Annotated in this window: 16 protein-coding genes and 1 pseudogene; 11 read left to right on the forward strand and 6 right to left on the reverse strand. The window is 72.5% G+C overall.

Features of this window, described 5'->3' with window-relative positions; genetic code table 11:
• Positions 1-104: 104 nt before the first annotated feature.
• Entirely contained in the window at positions 105-1,946 is a 1,842-nt protein-coding gene (locus tag ACJ73U_RS10895) for a glycoside hydrolase family 15 protein (RefSeq protein WP_407777443.1), read from the reverse strand.
• Positions 1,947-2,189: 243 nt separating this feature from the next.
• A complete protein-coding gene (locus ACJ73U_RS10900) occupies positions 2,190-2,930 on the reverse strand; it encodes a TetR/AcrR family transcriptional regulator (RefSeq protein ID WP_407777444.1) in 741 nt (246 codons plus the stop codon).
• Between the two features lie 50 nt (positions 2,931-2,980).
• Here ACJ73U_RS10900 and ACJ73U_RS10905 point away from each other — a divergent pair, with 50 nt between their 5' ends.
• Entirely contained in the window at positions 2,981-3,919 is a 939-nt protein-coding gene (locus ACJ73U_RS10905; protein ID WP_407777445.1) for an NmrA family NAD(P)-binding protein, read from the forward strand.
• Positions 3,920-4,109: 190 nt separating this feature from the next.
• On the forward strand, positions 4,110-4,655 hold the full coding sequence (locus tag ACJ73U_RS10910; RefSeq protein WP_407777446.1) for a hypothetical protein: 546 nt from the start codon (positions 4,110-4,112) through the stop codon (positions 4,653-4,655).
• 77 nt (positions 4,656-4,732) lie between these two features.
• Here ACJ73U_RS10910 and ACJ73U_RS10915 read toward each other — a convergent pair whose 3' ends face one another.
• Positions 4,733-6,067 (reverse strand): Gfo/Idh/MocA family oxidoreductase, encoded by a 1,335-nt coding sequence (locus ACJ73U_RS10915; protein ID WP_407777447.1) that lies wholly within the window; start codon positions 6,065-6,067, stop codon positions 4,733-4,735.
• 115 nt (positions 6,068-6,182) lie between these two features.
• On the opposite strand from ACJ73U_RS10915, the gene ACJ73U_RS10920 reads away from it, so the two are divergent.
• From ACJ73U_RS10920 to ACJ73U_RS10930, 3 genes are read left to right on the forward strand one after another with little or no spacing between them, the layout of a single operon-like run.
• A complete protein-coding gene (locus ACJ73U_RS10920; RefSeq protein ID WP_407777448.1) occupies positions 6,183-7,106 on the forward strand; it encodes a carbohydrate ABC transporter permease in 924 nt (307 codons plus the stop codon).
• A 2-nt stretch (positions 7,107-7,108) separates the two neighbouring features.
• On the forward strand, positions 7,109-7,999 hold the full coding sequence (locus ACJ73U_RS10925) for a carbohydrate ABC transporter permease (protein WP_407777459.1): 891 nt from the start codon (positions 7,109-7,111) through the stop codon (positions 7,997-7,999).
• A gap of 59 nt (positions 8,000-8,058) precedes the next feature.
• Positions 8,059-9,057 carry a hypothetical protein gene (locus ACJ73U_RS10930; RefSeq protein WP_407777449.1) on the forward strand — a complete coding sequence of 333 codons (999 nt, stop codon included), beginning with the start codon at positions 8,059-8,061 and terminating at the stop codon, positions 9,055-9,057.
• A 4-nt stretch (positions 9,058-9,061) separates the two neighbouring features.
• On the opposite strand, the gene ACJ73U_RS10935 is transcribed toward ACJ73U_RS10930, so the two are convergent.
• Complete coding sequence (locus ACJ73U_RS10935) at positions 9,062-10,405, reverse strand: ABC transporter substrate-binding protein (RefSeq protein ID WP_407777450.1); 1,344 nt, start codon at positions 10,403-10,405, stop codon at positions 9,062-9,064.
• 214 nt (positions 10,406-10,619) lie between these two features.
• Here ACJ73U_RS10935 and ACJ73U_RS10940 point away from each other — a divergent pair, with 214 nt between their 5' ends.
• From ACJ73U_RS10940 to ACJ73U_RS10950, 3 genes are read left to right on the forward strand one after another with little or no spacing between them, the layout of a single operon-like run.
• A complete protein-coding gene (locus ACJ73U_RS10940; RefSeq protein ID WP_407777451.1) occupies positions 10,620-12,599 on the forward strand; it encodes a DUF6807 family protein in 1,980 nt (659 codons plus the stop codon).
• Positions 12,596-13,708 (forward strand): Gfo/Idh/MocA family protein, encoded by a 1,113-nt coding sequence (locus ACJ73U_RS10945; RefSeq protein WP_407777452.1) that lies wholly within the window; start codon positions 12,596-12,598, stop codon positions 13,706-13,708. Before ACJ73U_RS10940 ends, ACJ73U_RS10945 begins: the two co-directional genes overlap by 4 nt.
• 22 nt (positions 13,709-13,730) lie before the next feature.
• Positions 13,731-13,886: a hypothetical protein gene (locus ACJ73U_RS10950; RefSeq protein ID WP_407777453.1), complete on the forward strand. Its 156-nt coding sequence runs from the start codon at positions 13,731-13,733 to the stop codon at positions 13,884-13,886.
• 190 nt (positions 13,887-14,076) lie between these two features.
• On the opposite strand, the gene ACJ73U_RS10955 is transcribed toward ACJ73U_RS10950, so the two are convergent.
• A complete protein-coding gene (locus ACJ73U_RS10955) occupies positions 14,077-14,292 on the reverse strand; it encodes a CsbD family protein (protein ID WP_407777454.1) in 216 nt (71 codons plus the stop codon).
• A 114-nt stretch (positions 14,293-14,406) separates the two neighbouring features.
• Complete coding sequence (locus ACJ73U_RS10960) at positions 14,407-14,967, reverse strand: TetR/AcrR family transcriptional regulator (protein WP_407777455.1); 561 nt, start codon at positions 14,965-14,967, stop codon at positions 14,407-14,409.
• A gap of 38 nt (positions 14,968-15,005) precedes the next feature.
• Between ACJ73U_RS10960 and ACJ73U_RS10965 the strand changes: the two genes are divergently transcribed.
• The 3 genes and pseudogenes from ACJ73U_RS10965 to ACJ73U_RS10975 form a co-directional block, all read left to right on the forward strand.
• Positions 15,006-15,917: a DMT family transporter gene (locus ACJ73U_RS10965; RefSeq protein ID WP_407777456.1), complete on the forward strand. Its 912-nt coding sequence runs from the start codon at positions 15,006-15,008 to the stop codon at positions 15,915-15,917.
• A gap of 64 nt (positions 15,918-15,981) precedes the next feature.
• Positions 15,982-16,842, forward strand: coding sequence for an oxygenase MpaB family protein (locus ACJ73U_RS10970; protein WP_407777457.1), 861 nt, complete (start codon positions 15,982-15,984; stop codon positions 16,840-16,842).
• A 107-nt stretch (positions 16,843-16,949) separates the two neighbouring features.
• Positions 16,950-17,137, forward strand: a pseudogene (locus tag ACJ73U_RS10975) (SGNH/GDSL hydrolase family protein); the annotation flags it as partial.

The raw sequence follows: 17,137 nt of genomic DNA on the forward strand, positions 1-17,137 counted from the left end.
AAACCTGAATGAGACATCCGATCGTGGTGCCGTCCTCGCCCGTGTCTCCCCGACCGCGCGCTCACCGTCGTCAGCCAGGCGGGCGGCGAGTCACGCGGACACGGTCACCGGGGACGGCGCCTTTCGCGGCGGCCGGTCTCGGCGCGGCGTCTCGCGGGGCCGTGGGAGTTGGCCAGGTTCATCGCGGTGTTCACCAGCGCCACGTGGGAGAAGGCCTGCGGCACGTTGCCGACCAGCCGGTCGGCGTGGGGGTCGTACTCCTCGGTGAGCAGCCCGACGTCGTTGCAGAGCCCGACCAGCCGCTCGAACAGTGCTCGTCCCTCGTCGGTGCGGCCCTGCAGGATGTAGTTGTCCGCGAGCCAGAACGTGCAGGGGAGGAACGCGCCCTCGCCCGGTGGCAGGCCGTCGACCTGTTCGGTCTGGTCGGTCATGGTGTAGCGCTCGACGAACCCGTCGTGGCACAGGTGTTTCTCCACGGCCTCGACGGTGCCTCGCACCCTGGCGTCGTCGGCGGGCAGGAAACCGACCGCGGGGATGAGCAGCAGTGACGCGTCCAGGGTGGACGAACCGTAGTACTGCGTGAAGGCGCGGCGCCGCTTGTCGAAGCCGTTGTCGCACACCTCGTCGAAGATGTCCTGGCGCAACCGCTTCCACCTGTCGGCGGGGCCGTCGAGGCCGAAGTGCTCGACCGCCTTGACGGCTCGGTCCACGCCCACCCAGGCCATGACCTTGGAGTGGGTGAAGTGCCGGCGCGGCCCGCGCATCTCCCAGATGCCGTTGTCCGGGTCGCGCCAGTGCGACTCCAGGAAGTCCATCAGCTCCCGCTGCACCTCCCAGGCTTCCGGGTCCGGCGGGATGCCGGCCGCCCGCGCCTGGTGGAGGGCGTCCATCAGCTCGCCGTAGACGTCCAGCTGGTACTGCTCGGCCGCGGCGTTGCCGACGCGGACCGGTCGGGCGCCGGCATAGCCGGCCAGCCAGGGCAGTTCGAACTCGGGCAGCCGGCGTTCTCCCTCCACGCCGTACATGATCTGCATGCCCCGCGGGTCGCCGGCCAGTGCGCGCAGCAGCCATTCCCGCCCGGCGACGGCCTCGCCCTCGTACCCGGCGTCCAGCAACGCCATGAGGGTGAACGTCGCGTCCCGGATCCAGCAGTAGCGGTAGTCCCAGTTGCGCACCCCGCCCAGCTGCTCGGGCAGCGAGGTGGTCGCCGCCGCGGCGATGCCGCCGCTCGGGCCGTACGTGAGGGCCTTCAACGAGATCAGCGACCGCACCACGACGTCGCGGTACTCGCCGTCGTAGGCGCACCGGCCCGCCCACCGGCGCCACCACCGCGCGGTCGACTCGATCGCCTCGGGCACCGCCATCGGACCGGGATCGCCGTCGCGTGGACCGGTCGCGGTGAGCCGGAACGCCACCTGGTCGCCCTCGCCCACGGTGAACTCGGCCACGCAGTGCTGGCGCGCACCCCGTCCGTCCCGGCGCTCGTGCGGCACGTCGGCGTCCACGACCACCACGTCCGGGCCGGCGACGGCGGTGACCCTGCTGCCGTCCACCCGGGTCCACGGCCGCACGTGGCCGTAGTCGAACCGGATGTTCAGGTCGCTGCGCATCCGCACCCGGCCCTGCACGCCGATGACCATGCGCAGCAGCACGGGGTGTCGCTCGCGGATCGGCATGCAGTCGACGAGCCGGACCGTGCCCTCGTCGCTCGCCAGTTCGGTCTCCAGCACCAGCGTGTCCTCGCGGTAGGCGCGGCGCACCGTGCGGTACTCGCCGGCCGGCGCGATCGACCACCGGCCGTTCTCGGCGTCGCCGAGCAGCGCCGCGAAACAGGCGGCGGAGTCCAGCCGCGGCAGGCACAACCAGTCGACCGCCCCGTCGTAGCCCACGAGACCGGCGGTCTGGGTGTCGCCGATCAGGGCGTAGTCCTCGATGCGCAGCGCCACCTGCTCGCTCCCTTCCGGTCGTGTGACGGGCCTGGCCGCCCGTCCCCACGAGGTCACACCGGAGTTGTTTCCCGGCGGGCGGAGGAGAAACCATGCACCACGCAAATTTTGCGACATGCGGAAGTTGTGCTGGGGGTGACCAAGGGCGGACGCGCTGCGCGGCACCCGAGGGTGACGTCGGCTGGGTTCTCCGGCCGCGTCGGTGCGATCGCCGGCACAGGTTCCGCCCTGCCGGAACGGGCCCTACACCGTGGGGGCGCGGCGGCGGTGGGCGCGCTGGCGGCAGGTCGGCCCGCAGTACCGGGCCGGACGCCCGGTCGCCCGGACGGGCAGTGGAGCACCGCATTCACCGCAGTGCTGCGTGGTTTCGTGACCTCGACGGCCCGGCGTGTCACGAAAGTCCGCAGCTTCCGTGACGCCGGGCGGTCGCAACCCGTCCAGCAGCAGTCGCACCAACTCGGCGCCGCGTGTTCGGTCCCGGTGCGCGGCGCGCAGCGTGGCACCGCCGGCGATGAGGGCGGTCAGGTCGTCTGTCGACAGGTCGGGGCGGATCGCGCCGGTGTGTTTCGCGTTGTCCAGCAGGCGGTCCAGTGCCTCGTGGAACCGCCCCACCGCCGCGGCGAGCACGGCGTGCGGCCAGCCGCGGTCGGCGGCGAGCGCGTCGCAGACGACCTGGCGCCCGGCCGACTTCTCGATGACCTCGGCCAGGAACCGGAACAGCGCCGCGCCGGGTGCCGCGCGGGTGGCCCACCGGTCGGCGGCGGCGACCAGGTCCTCGACGTGTTCGGCGAGCACCGCCTCGAGCAGCATCTCCTTGCTGGGGAAGTGCCGGTAGACGGTCCCGGCGCCGAGACCCGCGCGCTGGGCGATCCGGCTCAGCGAGACCGCCAGCCCGTCCTCGGCGAACACGCGCACCGCGGTGCGCAGCACGAGCTCCCGGTTGCGACGGGCATCGGCGCGTCCCGCGACCGGCGTTTCCGTCATGTCACGTAATCCTTGTCGGTGGCGGGGAAGCGGGTGGAGCATTCCGGATCGTGCCAGTATCCACCACATCCCCGATCCTCGTCACCGGCGCCACCGGCAAGCAGGGCGGCGCCACCGCCCGGCGACTGCTCGCCGAGGGACAGCCCGTGCGTGCCCTGGTGCGCGATCCGGCCGCACCCGCCGCCGTCGCACTGGCCGCCGCGGGCGCGGAACTCGTGCGCGGCGACTTCGACGACCCGGCGAGCCTGCCCGCCGCCCTCGACGGCGCCGCCGGCGTGTTCGGCGTACCGCCCGTGGCCGTGGGGCCGACCGGCTTCGACATCGATCTCGAGGTGGCCCGCGGCCGCGCGTTGATCGACGCGGCGGTCGCGGCGGGTGTCGAGCAGGTCGTCTTCAGCACCGTCGCCTCCACGTCGCCCGGATCCGCGCCGGGCGCGCTGACGGGCTCGAACGGGAAGGAGCTGATCGAGCGGTACCTGCACGAACGGGTCGCGCTGCCCACCGTCCTGCGCCCGGTCCGGTTCATGACCAACTACCTCGGGCTGGGGGTGGCCACGTTCGGCATCGACGGCATCACCGGCGACAGCGCCGGCGGCGTGCACCGGCACCTCTTCCCGCCGGACGAGCCCATGCAGGTCATCGCGCTGGAGGACATCGCCGAGTTCGCCGTGCTCGCCTTCACCGACCCGACGCGGTTCGCCGGCAGGACACTCGAACTGGCCGGCGACGACCCCACCCCGACCGCCGCGGCCGCCGCGATCACCGAAGCCACCGGCATCCCGATCCGGTACGAGCAGCTGACCGACAGCGAAGCCGCGGTCGCCGGCCCGCGAATCGCCGAAACCAAGAAACGCTGGGCGGAGGGCCACCGCTGGCACGCCGACATCGAGGCACTGCGCGTCATCCACCCCGGACTGCGCACCTTCGCCGACTGGCTCACCGAGTCCGGCGCCGCCGCCATCCGCGCCACACTCCGGGCGCCGTCCTAGATTCCCGCACGTCATCCGCGAACACCACGCGCCCTCGCGCCGGCGCCGGACCATTCGCCAGTCTCCTCGATGGACTGTCGACCGGTCGACGTCCGGCGAAACACCGCATGGCCCTACCGAGAATCCCCACAGACGTGGGCGCGACCGGCCGCGTTGGGCCGCAACGGTCGATGTCGTGTGAGATAGGCCCATGTCCTTACCCCGCAGTCTGTGGCCGGCGGACGTGTTCCGCTGGTCGGTCGGCACCGCCACCGCCGTGCCGCGCCGTGTGCTGGACCTGCTGAGCGCCGCCGAGTCGGTCGTGGCGAAGGCCGCTTCGCTGGTGGACCGCACCGAGAAGGTCGTCGGCGACGCCGAGGAGGCCGTGGGTGAGGCGCGCCGGATCACGGCCGCCGCACAGGAGCAGCTGACCGCCACCCGCCCGTTGATCGAGTTCATGGAGGAGTTCAGCGCCCACGAGTTGCAGGCCGCGGTCAAGCTGGTCGACGAATTGCCCCGCCTCGCCCGGCACGTCGACGAGGACATCCTGCCGATCCTCGGCACCCTCAACCAGGTCGGCCCCGACCTGCACAACCTGCTGGAGGTCGCCAACGACGTCCGCCAGGCCGTCCTGGGCATCCCCGGGTTCGACTTCCTGCGCCGCCGGGGCGAGGGCAAGGACGCGGACAGCTCCGACGAGGACAGCAACGTGCACGGCGATGAGAAGCCGGGGAAGGATCCCGAGGGCCGGTCCTAGCCGAGGCATACCCCACCGACACCCCGCGCAGCCGTTCCCCGCGCGAGCGGGCGACTCACCGCGGCGCGTGCCAGCGGTCAGATGCCGAGGTCCGCGATCCGCACCCGCTGCCCCGTCCGCAGGCTCGTGTTGACCGCCACCCCGACGGCGACGCTGTGCACCCCGTCGGCGAGGCCGGCCTGCCGGCGCAGCGGGTCGTCGGCCGGCCCGCGGAAGATGTCGCGCAGGAGGAGTGCGTCCCCGCCGCCGTGCGCGCCCTCGCCTTCCGGGATCGGGACCTCCTCGGCGACCTCCCAGTGCCGCTGCACGACGAGCCGGGAGCCGTGTGGGCGCACCCCGGTCGTGCCGTCCGCGGTTCCCGGGGTGACGCTCGGGTCGATGGCGGGCCGCTTGCCGCCCGGGCCCAGCAGTCGCGCCGCACCGCCCACGGCGACGTGGCTCCGCTCGACGACCTCGAGCTCCGCCCGGCCGCGGGTGCCGTTCACCGCGACCCGGTAGCCCTCCCACGGGCTGTGCGCGGTCAGCGAGTAGGCCATGCTGGCCCCGCCGCGGTACCCGACGACGACGCTCAGCGTGTCCTCGATGTCGCCGCCCGGCGCGAACACGTCCTGGTCGCGGAGGTAGCCGTCGGCGTGCTCCGCGTCGAGGTAGAGGCGGCGCAGCCGCTCGTCGCCCGCCATGTCGAGGCGGAACGGGTCGTCCTCGGCCAGGTCCCGTGCGCGCGCGGGCCGCGGGCCGGTGGGGCGCCCGGCGCCCTCCGGGCCGTAGAAGCGCATGCCGCCGAGCGCGCTGACCGAGTCGGGGACGTCGTCGAGCCACCAGTTGACCAGGTCGAAGTGGTGGGTCGCCTTGTGCACGGCGAGACCGCCGGAGTACCGCTTGTCGCGGTGCCAGCGGCGGAAGTAGTCCGCGCCGTGCACCGTGTCCAGCAGCCACTCGAAGTGCACCGACAGCACGTCGCCGACCAGCCCGTCCGCGATGACCTGGCGCAACGCGCTGTTGCGCGGGGAGTAGCGGTAGTTGAACGTGACCGTCAGGCGCGCCGGCGAGGCCTCGACCGAGCGCCGGATGGCCGCCAGCCCCTCGGCGTCGGTGGTCAGCGGTTTCTCGCACACGACGTCGACGCCGGCGTCGAGCGCGGTCGTGACCACGTGGGCGTGCGTGTGGTCCGGTGAGGTGACGACGACCGCGTCGACCTCGGCCAGCATCCGGACCAGCTCGTCGGGGTGGTAGTGGCGCGGGGTGTGCCCGTGCGGGCGGACGCGCTCGTCGTAGAGGGCCATCCGCGACTCGTTCGTGTCGCACCACGCCACCGGCACGGCGACGTCCGCGTGCGGCCCGAGCATCGCGTCGACGTACATCCCGGCACGGGAACCCGTGCCGACCACGGCGTACCGGCGCGGCTCGGGCATGACCTACCTCCTCGGGCAACCGGTTTCTCCACTAACCATACCCAGGGGATTGACCAAGTCGCACCTGTGCGTTTCACTGTCGGAAACCGGTTACCCAAGAGGTGGAGAAGGCACAATGGCCGTGCTCAACGCCCCGGCCCCGGCCAGGGGCGCGCCGCGGCGGCGCCGGGAGCGGTGGACGCCCTACCTGCTGATCGCCCCGACCGGCCTGTTGGTCGCGGTGTTCCTGCTCTACCCGATCGGCAGCGTCGTCTACTACAGCCTCTACAGCTACAACGTCGTCAAGCCGTGGAACAACGGGTTCGTCGGCCTCGGCAACTACGTGACGATGGTCGAGGACACCCAGTTCTGGCGCTCGCTCGTCTTCACCGGCCAGTGGGTGTTCGTCGAGGTCGGCCTCCAGCTCGTCCTCGGCCTCGCGCTCGCGCTGGTCATCAACGAGACGTTCGTCGGGCGCGCCGTCGCGCGGGCGCTCGCCTTCGCGCCCTGGGCGGTCAGCGGCGTGCTCACGACGACGATCTGGCTGCTCATGTACAGCCCCACCACCGGTATCGGGCGCTACCTCGCCGACGCGGGGGTCGGCTCGTACGGGACCAGCCCGCTGGCGCAGGCCGGCTCCGCCTTCTGGGCGGCGGTCGTCGCCGAGCTGTGGCGCGGGATCCCGTTCTTCGCCATCCTCATCCTGGCCGACCTGCAGTCGATTCCGCGGGACCTGTACGAGTCGGCGGAGGTGGACGGCGCGGGCAGGTTCCGCCGCTTCTGGTCGATCACCCTGCCGCACCTGCGCACCGCGATCGTCATCTCGACCCTGCTGCGCGCGGTGTGGGAGTTCAACAACGTGGACCTCCTCTACACGCTGACCGGCGGCGGCCCCGGCAACGCCACGACGACCCTGCCGCTGTTCGTCGCGCGCCTGGCCATCGACGCCAAGGAGTTCGGCTACGGCTCGGCCCTGACGATGGCCGGCTTCGTCATCCTCGCCCTGTTCTCGGTCACCTACCTCTGGCTGGTGCGCGTGGGGAGGGACCAGAACCCGTGAGCATGACCGCAGCCCCGCCCACCGCCACGTCCGTGCCGCCGCCGGCGCCCACGCCGGGTCGCCTCGGCCGTCGTGCCGCCGACCCGCGGCGGACGCCGCGCTGGACGATCTACGTCCCGCTCGCGGTGTACCTGCTGTTCACGCTGGTGCCGTTCTACTGGATCCTGCTCTTCGCCTTCCGCGAGGCGGGGTCCACCTCGCTGGTCCCGTGGCCGTTGACGCTGGAGCACTTCTCGACGGTCTGGAACGGCGCCGGCTTCTCGGTGTTCTTCGAGAACTCGGTCATCATCGCCGTGCTGACCGTCTTCTTCTCGACCGCCATCGCGCTGCTCGGCGGCTACGCCCTGGCCCGGTTCTCCTTCCGCGGCAAGGGCTTGTTCATGGTGCTGATGCTGTGCACGCAGTTCATCCCCGGCGCGATGATGCTCATCCCGCTGTTCGACATCTTCCGCGCCACGTTCCTGATCAACTCGCTGTGGAGCATCGTCGTCGCGGACACCGTGTTCCACCTGCCCCTGTCGCTGATGCTCATGGCGGGCTTCATCAGGAACATCCCGATCGAGCTGGAGGAGGCGGCCTGGATCGACGGCTGCGGCCGGCTGCGCGGGTTCCTGGCGACCGTGCTCCCCTTGCTGCGCCCGGGAATCGTGGCCATCAGCTCGTTCGCGTTCATCTCGTCGTGGAACAACTTCCTCTTCGCGCTCATGTTCCTGAACTCGCAGGACAAGTTCACCGTGCCGGTCGGCCTGAGCTACATGCTCGGCGAGTACAGCGTCGACTTCGGCGCGCTCGCCGCCGGTGGTGTGGTGGCCGTGGTGCCGGTCGTGCTCGTGTTCGCCTACGTGCAGCGCTACCTGGTGCAGGGGCTGTCGGCCGGGGCGGTGAAGGGCTGACCGCGCGCCCGTCCGCGATCGGCGGCTACGAGGACTGGCCGGCGGCCTGGCGCACGGGGATGCGCCTCGAGGGCGAACTGGCCGCGCTGCTGGGGGTTCTCGCACCCGCGCGGACGCAGCCGCGGACCGTGCGGGCGTGGCAGCGCGGTGGCGTCGCGACCACGGAACTGCTGTGGCAGACGGCGTTCGGGCCGCCGACGCGTGCCTGGCTGGCGCTCCCCTCGGTCAGAACCGAACCCCTGCCCGGGATCCTCGCGCTGCACTGCCATGCCGGGGTCAAGAGCGTTGGCGCGCAACGCCTCTTCACCACGACGGACCCGGTCGCCGAGCGGTTGCGCCACGAGTGCTACGGGGGCTCGGCGCTCGCCGAGCGGCTCGCCCGCGCGGGGTTCGCGGTACTCGCCCACGACGCCTTCGCCTGGGGCTCGCGCGGGTTCCGGCTGGACCCCGAACCGTGGCGGCTGCGGACCACCATGGCGGCGCTCCGCGCGGCCGGCGGGGAACCCGGCTACGACACCGCCGCGGCACTGCACGAGGAGACCGTGGCCAAGTTCGCCGGCGTGATGGGCACGTCCTTCGCGGGCGCCGTCGCCCACGACGACCTCACCGCGCTGGACATCCTCGCCGGCCTGCCCTACGTCGAGGGGCTCGGTGTCGTCGGCTTCTCCGGCGGGGGCGGACGGGCCGCGGTGCTCACGGCGCTGGACCGGCGGATCCGGGCGAGCGTCATCGCGTGCATGATGTCCACTGTGGACGAGCTGTACCCGGCGCACCTCGACGCGCACTCCTGGTTGCTGGCGACCCCGGGCATCGGGCACGGCCGGGACTGGCCCGACGTCGCCTTCGGCCGGGGCGAGCACGACCAGCTCGTGCTCTACGCGGCCGACGACGCCCTGTTCCCGCCGGAGGGCATGGCCCGCGCCGACGCCCTGCTGCGCACGCGGTTCGCCGAAGCGGCGGGGACCTACCGGGGTGTCACAGTGCCCGGTCCCCACCGCTTCGACGGACCCATGCAGGAGCGGGCGATCGACTTCCTCACCGCCGCGCTGCCCACCTGAGACGCTACTTCCCGCCGTGCGCCTTGTACTCCGCCAGCGCCTTCTCGAAGCGCGTCGCGTACTTCGACAGGAAGTCCTCCGGCGTCATCGTCTTCTGCAGCACCGCCTGGAAGTCCGGCTCCATCTCGGTCTTGAGGATCGAGCCCCAGTCCGGCAGGTACGTCGGCAACCGCACGTACTGCGTCTTCGGGTTGGCCGCCGTCTGGACCACGGCCTTGAGCGGCTGCGACTGCTGGACCCACTGGTCCTTCTGCGCCTTGGCCAGCGCCGGCACCTGGCCGACCGTCTCGGCCCAGTCGGAGTTGCCGGTGGTGCTCATGTACTCGACGAACTTCCAGGCCGCCGCCTTCTTCTCGCTGCCGGCCATGATGCTCAGGCCGGAGATGGCCGGGCTCGTCGCCGTGACCACGCCGTCCTTGTCGGGGAACGGCTGCACGCCGACCACCTTGTCCGCGCCCAGCGCGGTGATGTGGTCCTGGTAGGAGCCGAGGTTGTGGTGCATGGCCCACGCGGAGCCGCCGTCGAACGCGGCGACGATCTTCGGGTAGTCGTTGGAGATGTCGGCCGGGGCGCTGACCGTGCCGTACAGCGAGATGTACCGCTTGAAGGCCTTGACGTTGTCCTTGGCGTCGAGGGTCGCCTGGCCCTTGTCGGTGAAGAACTGGCCGACGCCGGACATGCCGTAGGTCATCGCGATCATCGGCGGCATCGACCCCGGGCCGCCGCGGAACGCGAAGCCGAACCGGTTGGCGCTCGCGTTGGTCAGTGCCCTGGCGTCGGCGAAGAAGTCGTCGTAGGACTTCGGCTCCTTCAGGCCGGCCTGCGTGAGCCAGTCCTTGCGGTACCAGATGACGTCGGACAGCGCGGTCAGCGGTGCCTTGTAGAGCTTGCGGTCGGCCGAGTTGCCCCGCTCGTTCTCGACCATGTCCTTGTCGATCCTGTCCGGCAGCTTCGCCTCGCCGAAGGCGTCGTCCAGCGGCACGACCGCCTTCTGCGCGATGAGGCTCCCGATGTCGTTGCCGATGAGCAGGACGTCGGGGATCTCGCCGGTGGCCAGCGCGTTCTGCACCTTCTGCAGGTACGACGAGTTGGGCAGGCCGACGTAGTTGACCTTGATCTTGGGGTTTTCCTTCTCGAAGCTGGCGATCAGCTCCTGCCACTTCGCGGTGAGCCGGGGGTTGGCGTTGGTGTCCCAGAAGTCGATCGTGCCCTCGGCCTTGCCCCAGTCCGCGGTGGCGGCCTTCGGGGCGGGTTGGGAGCCGCCGCTGCCCGGGCCGGCGCAGCCGCCGATCATCGCCAGTGCTGCCGCGACTGCGGCCAGGCCGGCCAGCCGTCCTCGCAGTCCCATGGTGCACCTCTCTCGTCATTGAGTAGGTCGGTACGTCGAGTGAGAAACCGGTTTATGGCTTCGAGCACGATTCAGGAGTGCGCTCCACCCCTGACAGAAACGCCTCTCACCTCAATGAAGTCCGGTCCGTCGGCCTGTCTCAAATCGTGCTCGTGGGCTACGGTAACAGTCGGGGAACCGGTTTCCTAGATGCGAGGGAAGAGGTCGCGGCGCGATGGCACGGTCGCTCAAGGGCGGGAGCACGATCGAGGAGGTCGCCGCGGCGGCGGGAGTGTCGCGCGCGACGGTCTCGAGGGTGATGAACGGCAGGACGTCCGTCGCGCCGGAGATCGCCGCGCGGGTCCACGCCGCCGCCGACCGGCTCCAGTACCGCCCGAGCAACGTCGCGCGCAGCCTGTCCCTCGGCCGCACCAACACGGTCGCGCTCGTCGTGCCCGACCTGGGCAACCCGATGTTCCAGCAGGTGCTGCGCGGGGCGATGGCGGCCGCGGCCGAGAGCGGGTACCGCGTCCTCGTCGCCGAGACGGGGGAGACCGCGTCCGAGGAGGCGGAGGCGGCGCTCGAGGCGCGACTGCGCTGCGACGCGCTCATCCTCGCCAGCCCGCGGATGCCGGCGGAGGAACTGGCCGCACTCCTGGTCCGGGCGGCGCCCCTCATCGTGCTCAACCGGCCGGTGGCCGGGGCGCCGACACTGGCCGTCGACTACGCCGCTGGCATGGGCGCGCTCGTCGACCACCTCGTCGGCCTCGGGCACCGCGACCTCGCCTACCTGGCCGGCCCGCCCACGGCCGCGTCGAACCGGGCCCGCCTGGCGGGACTGGCCGCGGCGAGCAGGCGCCACCCGTTCCTGCGCGTCCGCACGGTCCCCACGGGGACCACGATCGAGGACGGCTACCGCGTCGCCGACGAGATCCTCGAGAGCCGGGCGACGGGCGCGCTGGCGTTCAACGACCTGGTCGCGTTCGGGCTGCTCGCGCGGCTCAACGAGACCGGGGTGGCCGTGCCCGGCGACATCTCGGTCACCGGCTTCGACGGCATCGAACTGTCCCGTTACGCGACGCCGTCGGTGACGACGGCGAGCGTCCCCCAGTTCGCGCTCGGGCGCCGGGCGTGGGAGAGGCTGGTGACGGTCATGGGCATCGACTCCGACGCGAACAGCGAGCGGGTGGCGGAACCCGAGCCCGAGATGATCCAGCCGGAGCTGGTACTGCGTGCCAGCAGCGGCCCCGTGCCACCCGCCCGGCGGCTCGGCGTGCCGTCGTCGGGCACCGCCGCGGCGGCCCGGCAGGAGGTTCTCGGCGAGGCGCGGTGGCGGCCCGAGCCCACCGGCGCGCTCCTGGCGCACCGCGACGTCCCGCTCGCCCGGTACGCGGACGGGACGGACCTGCCGCAGGTGCACAGCCCGCGGCCCCACCTGCACCCGGTCCACTCGCTGTCCGGCCGCACGGTGACCGAGGTCAGCCCGGTCGACCACCGCCACCACTACGGCCTCTCGCTCACCATCGCCGACGTCGACGGGACGTCCTACTGGGGCGGCCGGACGTTCCTGCAGGGGCAGGGGCCCACGCTGCTGCGCAACCACGGTCGCCAGCTCAGCCTGCGCGTCGACGTCGACGAGTCCGGGGCGCGCCTGTCCCAGTCGCTCACGTGGGCCGACCAGCACGACCGCCAGCAGCTGCTGGAGGAACGCGAGCTGACCGGGGTGATCATCGCGGAGGCCGAGGCGTGGGCGTTGGGCTGGCACAGCCGCCTGACCGCGCCGGCGGGCGCCACGATCTCCAGCCCGGCGCTGCGGGGCCGGCCCGGGGCGGGCTACGGCGGGATCTTCTGCCGGTTGGTCTCGGCCGACTCAACCGAGGTGCTCGCGGCGGACGCGGACACGGAGTCGGGTGCTCACGGCTCCCGCTCGCCGTGGCTCGCCTTCAACGGCCGCCATGGCGGGGAGTGGACGTCCGTGGTCCTGGTCCAGGAGACCGGCGACGAACCCCGGCCGTGGTTCGTGCGGGTCGCGGACTACGTCGGCGCGGGCCCCGCGCTCGCCTGGGACACCCCGTGCGTGATCGGCGCGGGGGAGGACCTGAACCTCGGGCTGGTAATGCTGGTCGTCGACCGCCGACTGTCCACACAGGACGCCGCCGACCTCGCCGACCTGGCGCTCGCCCGCGTCGCGACCGCCAGGGGCGGGACGCGGTGAAGCGGGTCGCCCTCGTCGGTGCCCGCGGCCACGGCGCCTCCTACTTCGACCGGCTGGACCGGCTCGCCGCGGCCGGCCGGGCCCGGCTCGTCGCGGTCGCGGACCCCCGCCCACCCGGCCCGCTGGCCCCGCGGCTGGCCGGCGCCACGTGGCACGACAGCCTGGCCGACCTGCTGGCCCGGGCGGCGCCGGACGTCGTGGTGCTGGCGACGCCCGTCCACACGCACGCGGAGCTGGCGGTGGCGGCGATGCGGGCCGGCTGCGACGTGCTGCTGGAGAAGCCACCCACCCCGTCGCTCGCCGAGTACGAACAGGTCCGCGCCGCCGCGCGGGAGACGGGCCAGCTCTGCCAGATCGGCTTCCAGACGTTCGGTTCGGCGGCGATCGACGCGGTCCGGCGCCTCGTCGACGAGGGCGAGATCGGCACGGTGACCGGCTTCGGCGCGGTGGGCACGTGGGTGCGCACGGCGGGCTACTGGGCCAGGTCGGCATGGGCGGGCCGCCGCCACCTCGACGGCCGGGACGTCGTCGACGGCGTGGTCACCAACCCGCTGGCCCACGCCGTCGCCACGGCACTGCTGGTCGCGGGGGTGACCGACCTCGACCAGGTGGCCCAGGTGGAGACCGACCTGTACCGGGCCAACGACATCGAGGCCGACGACACGTCCTCCGGCGTCGTCACACTCGCCGACGGCCGCCCACTCGCGTTCGGGTTCACGCTGTGCGCGCCGCGGCGCACGCCCGCACTGGTCGTCGTGCACGGCACCCGAGGCACACTGCGACTCGCGTACGAGACGGACACCGTCGAGGTGGACGGTCGCGCCGACCCCCTGACCTTCGACCGCGTCGACCTCCTCGACGACCTGCTCGCGGCCCGCGCGACCGGCCGCCGGCCACGCTGCCCCGTCGACGACACCGCGGCCTTCATGCGTGTCGTCGAGGCGGTACGCGAGTCCGAGCCCCCCAGGCGAATCGCCGACCACCACCTCCACTGGGAAGGCGAGGGCCCCGACCGCCACCCGATCGTCACCGAGGTCGAGTCATGGTGCTGGCGCGCCGCGACCGAAGGCAGGACCTTCGCCGCACTCGGCGCACCGTGGGCACACTAGGCCGTGCGTCCTGCGGGGCGGGGTGCTGGACGGGACGCTGGGCACTCGTGTCCTGCGTGCGCAGGACGTGCCACGCGTCCGCGCGGCCACGGACGTCGACAACACGCCCATGGCGAACGCCTTCCAGCGCGCCGGTTACGTCAACTTCGAATGCTCGATCACCATGACCTGGCACTGATCCAGGTATCAGCGGCTGCCCACCCGGTTCGGCCGCACGCCCGTCGGCCCGACGCGACGGAGTCCTGGTCGACCGCCCTGCACGGTCGACCAGGACTCCTGGGTGGGCACCACACCGAACGTGGGACAGCTATGACGCCGGGCTCGGGTCACCGCCTGTCCACGGGGCGTGGCGGCCGGTTCGAAAAGTCTTACCTGTCGTCGCCGCGGAACGCCTCGCGCGCGTCCTGCACGGCGCCGGCCGCCTTGTCGCGCAGGTCGTGGCCGGCCTCCTTGGTCTCGCCGCTGAGCTGGTCGCGCTTGCCCGCGTCCTCGAGGTCCTGGTTGTCCGTCGCGTGGCCGGCGCTCTCCTTGCCCTTGCCGACGAGCTGCTCGGCCTTGTCCTTCGCCTTGTCGAACACACCCATGGTTCGCTCCTTCACATTTTCTATGAGGGGCGGATGCCCGGCCTGCCCGCGCCTGAAACCGGAACCAGCGTGTGCACCGGTGTCGCTCGCCACACCGCTCGGTCGCCGAGCGGCTCATCCCGCCGCGGTGATCAGTTCCCGCGCCGCCGCCTTCGCGGTGGCCACGGCGTCCTCCTGGCCGCCCGCGGTGAGCGTCACGATCGCGCCCTCGTGCAGCAGGTGCAACCCGGTGCCGAGCGCGGCCGGGAGGCCGGCGTCGCGAGCGAGGCGTTCGTAGCGCTCCCGCATCCACTGCTTCTCCGCGCGGATCACCGCCACGCCCGGGTGGTCGGAGCGGCCGATCTCGGCGTTGGCGTTGACGAACGCGCACCCGCACGTGTTGGCCGCGAGCCACTCGGCCAGCGCGTCGAACGCGGCGAGCACCTGGTCGCGGCCGGGCGGGCACGCCGCGAGCCGTTCCTCGACGAACGCCTGCCACCGCTCGAACCGCCGCCGCAGGTACAGCGCGACGAGGTTGTCCTTGGAGCCGAACCGGTCGTACAGCGTCTTCTTCGTGGTGCCGGCGAGCTCGGCGATCAGGTCGACGCCGACGGCGTGGATGCCGCGGGCGTAGAACAGCTCGCTGGCCGTGGCGAGCAGGCGCTCGCCGGCGGGGGTCATGGGTCGGGACACCATACTGACAGTATACCGACCTGTATGTTTACCTAGGTGTCATGAGACATTCCGTCCTCGCCGCCGTCGGGCTCGTCGTGATGTGGAGCTCCGGGTTCGTCGGCGCCCGGCTCGGGACCGCGCACGCCGCCGCCGACACCCTCCTGGCCTGGCGTTACCTCGTCGTCGCGGTGCTGGTGGGTGCCGTGGCGGTCGTGCGGCGCCCAAGGCTGGCCGGGACCGAGGTGCGGCGGCAGGCCGTGCTCGGGCTGCTGTGCCAGGCGCTGTACCTGGCGGGTGTGGTCACCGGTGTGGGCATGGGCGTGCCTGCCGGGGTCGCCGCGTTGATCGCGGTGCTGCAGCCGCTGGTCGTGGGCGCGCTCGCCGGGCCCGTCCTGGGGCAGCGGGTGCGGCCGCGTCAGTGGGCGGGCCTGGTCGCCGGGTTCGCCGGTGTCGCCGTGGTCGTGGCGGGGGATCTCGGTGGTGGTGGGCACGTCCTGGGGTACCTGCTCGTGGTCGGCGGGATGCTGGCGTTGTCGGTGGGCACGTTGCTGGAGCGCCGGTGGCGGTTGGGCACGCGGCCGTTCGACCAGCTCACGATCCACTGCCTGGTGTCGTGCGGGGTGTTCGTCGCCGCCGCCGCGGTGACGGGCAGGCTCGCACCGCCGGCGGCCCCCGGTTTCTGGTGGGCAGTGCTGTGGGTGGTCGTGCTGTCGACCTTCGGTGGTTACGGCTGCTACCTGTTGGCACTGCGTGCGTTCGGCGCGACGGGTGCGAGCACGTTGCTGTTCCTGACCCCGCCCACCACGATGGTGTGGGCGTTGCTGATGTTCGGCGAGCCGGTCGGGTGGACCACCGCGGCCGGACTGGCGGGCTGTGCGGCGGCGGTGTGGCTGGTACTCACCCGACCAGGGACCCGCCCGTCACGGCCGGGGCGCTCCACCACGCACGCCGAGTCCCCGGCGCGGGTCTGACCACCGCCGGCACTCGTGCCCGAACGGCCGGTGTGATTCAGGGATGTTCTGCGACCATGGTCCGGTGAGGAGACTCCGCGAAAGCCTGGGCCGGAGCTTGTTCGCGCGGGTGGCGGGCCCCGAGGGACCGGCGAACCGCGCGCTCATCCACGAGACACCCGGGCCGCGCTGGTTCACGCCCGACCGGCCGATCCGGGCCGTGCACGGTGACGCCGCGATGTTCGTCGGCGGCCTGCGGGCGCTGCTGCTGCAGTCGCTGCACCCGCTCGCGATGGCGGCCGTCGCCGGGCACTCCGGCTATCGCGGGGACCCGTGGGGGCGGTTGCAGCGCACGAGCACGTTCCTGGCGGCCACGACGTTCGGCACCGAGGAGCACGCGCGGGCCGCCGTCGAGCGGGTGCGCGCCATACACGGCCGGGTCCGTGGTCGCACCGAGGACGGCATCCCGTACCGCGCGAGCGATCCGCACCTGCTGGCGTGGGTGCACGTGGCCGAGGTCGACAGCTTCCTGCGTGCCTACCAGCGCTACGGCGCCGGCCACCTCGACGCGGCCGCCGCCGACGGCTACGTCGCCGACGCGGCCCGGATCGCCACCGCGCTGGGCGTGGTCGATCCGCCGACGACCCGGGCGGCGTTGGCCGAGCGGCTGGCCGCCTACCGGCCCGAACTGCGCGGCACCGAGGCGGCACGGGACACGGCGCGGTTCCTGCTGCTCACCCCGCCGCTGCCGCTGGCCGCCCGCCCACCGTACGCGGTGCTGGCCGCGTCGGCGGTCGCGCTGCTGCCGAGCTGGGCCCGCGGCCCGTTGCGGCTGCCCTACCTGCCGCTCGTCGAACGCACGGGCGTCACCATCGCCGGTCACGGCCTGGTGCGCACGATCCGCTGGGCGATGACAGCGCCACCGGGTCCGGCCGGCACCCCCTGACACGCGGGTCGCGCTGGCCGGTCAGATGCGAAGTCAGATACTCAGGCGGTCCGGCCGTCGGTGGGGCTCGGGGATCAATCGGGGTGGCCGCGGCGTTGTCGATGGTGATGAACACTTCACTCCGCTTCCGTGTGCTCGGTGACTCGCTCGCGGCCGGTGTCGGGTGCATGCGGGCCGAGCAGAGCATCGGGCACCTGCTCGCGGACGCGTTGCGTGCGGCCGGCCACACCGTGACGGTCAGCGTGCACGCCGTGCCCGGTGCCCGTTCGGCCGATCTCGCGCCGCAGGTGCGCAA

The sequence above is a fragment of the Actinophytocola sp. genome, from assembly GCF_045807065.1.
Classification (GTDB): Bacteria; Actinomycetota; Actinomycetes; order Mycobacteriales; family Pseudonocardiaceae; genus Actinophytocola.

Bases quoted from the DNA above. Each gene is read 5' to 3' on its own strand.
- ACJ73U_RS10900 (WP_407777444.1), bottom strand. From the start codon at position 2,930: ATGACGGAAACGCCGGTCGCGGGACGCGCCGATGCCCGTCGCAACCGG.
- ACJ73U_RS10910 (WP_407777446.1), top strand. From the start codon at position 4,110: ATGTCCTTACCCCGCAGTCTGTGGCCGGCGGACGTGTTCCGCTGGTCG.
- ACJ73U_RS10915 (WP_407777447.1), bottom strand. From the start codon at position 6,067: ATGCCCGAGCCGCGCCGGTACGCCGTGGTCGGCACGGGTTCCCGTGCC.
- ACJ73U_RS10920 (WP_407777448.1), top strand. From the start codon at position 6,183: ATGGCCGTGCTCAACGCCCCGGCCCCGGCCAGGGGCGCGCCGCGGCGG.
- ACJ73U_RS10925 (WP_407777459.1), top strand. From the start codon at position 7,109: ATGACCGCAGCCCCGCCCACCGCCACGTCCGTGCCGCCGCCGGCGCCC.
- ACJ73U_RS10930 (WP_407777449.1), top strand. From the start codon at position 8,059: ATGCGCCTCGAGGGCGAACTGGCCGCGCTGCTGGGGGTTCTCGCACCC.
- ACJ73U_RS10935 (WP_407777450.1), bottom strand. From the start codon at position 10,405: ATGGGACTGCGAGGACGGCTGGCCGGCCTGGCCGCAGTCGCGGCAGCA.
- ACJ73U_RS10940 (WP_407777451.1), top strand. From the start codon at position 10,620: ATGGCACGGTCGCTCAAGGGCGGGAGCACGATCGAGGAGGTCGCCGCG.
- ACJ73U_RS10955 (WP_407777454.1), bottom strand. From the start codon at position 14,292: ATGGGTGTGTTCGACAAGGCGAAGGACAAGGCCGAGCAGCTCGTCGGC.
- ACJ73U_RS10960 (WP_407777455.1), bottom strand. From the start codon at position 14,967: ATGGTGTCCCGACCCATGACCCCCGCCGGCGAGCGCCTGCTCGCCACG.
- ACJ73U_RS10965 (WP_407777456.1), top strand. From the start codon at position 15,006: ATGAGACATTCCGTCCTCGCCGCCGTCGGGCTCGTCGTGATGTGGAGC.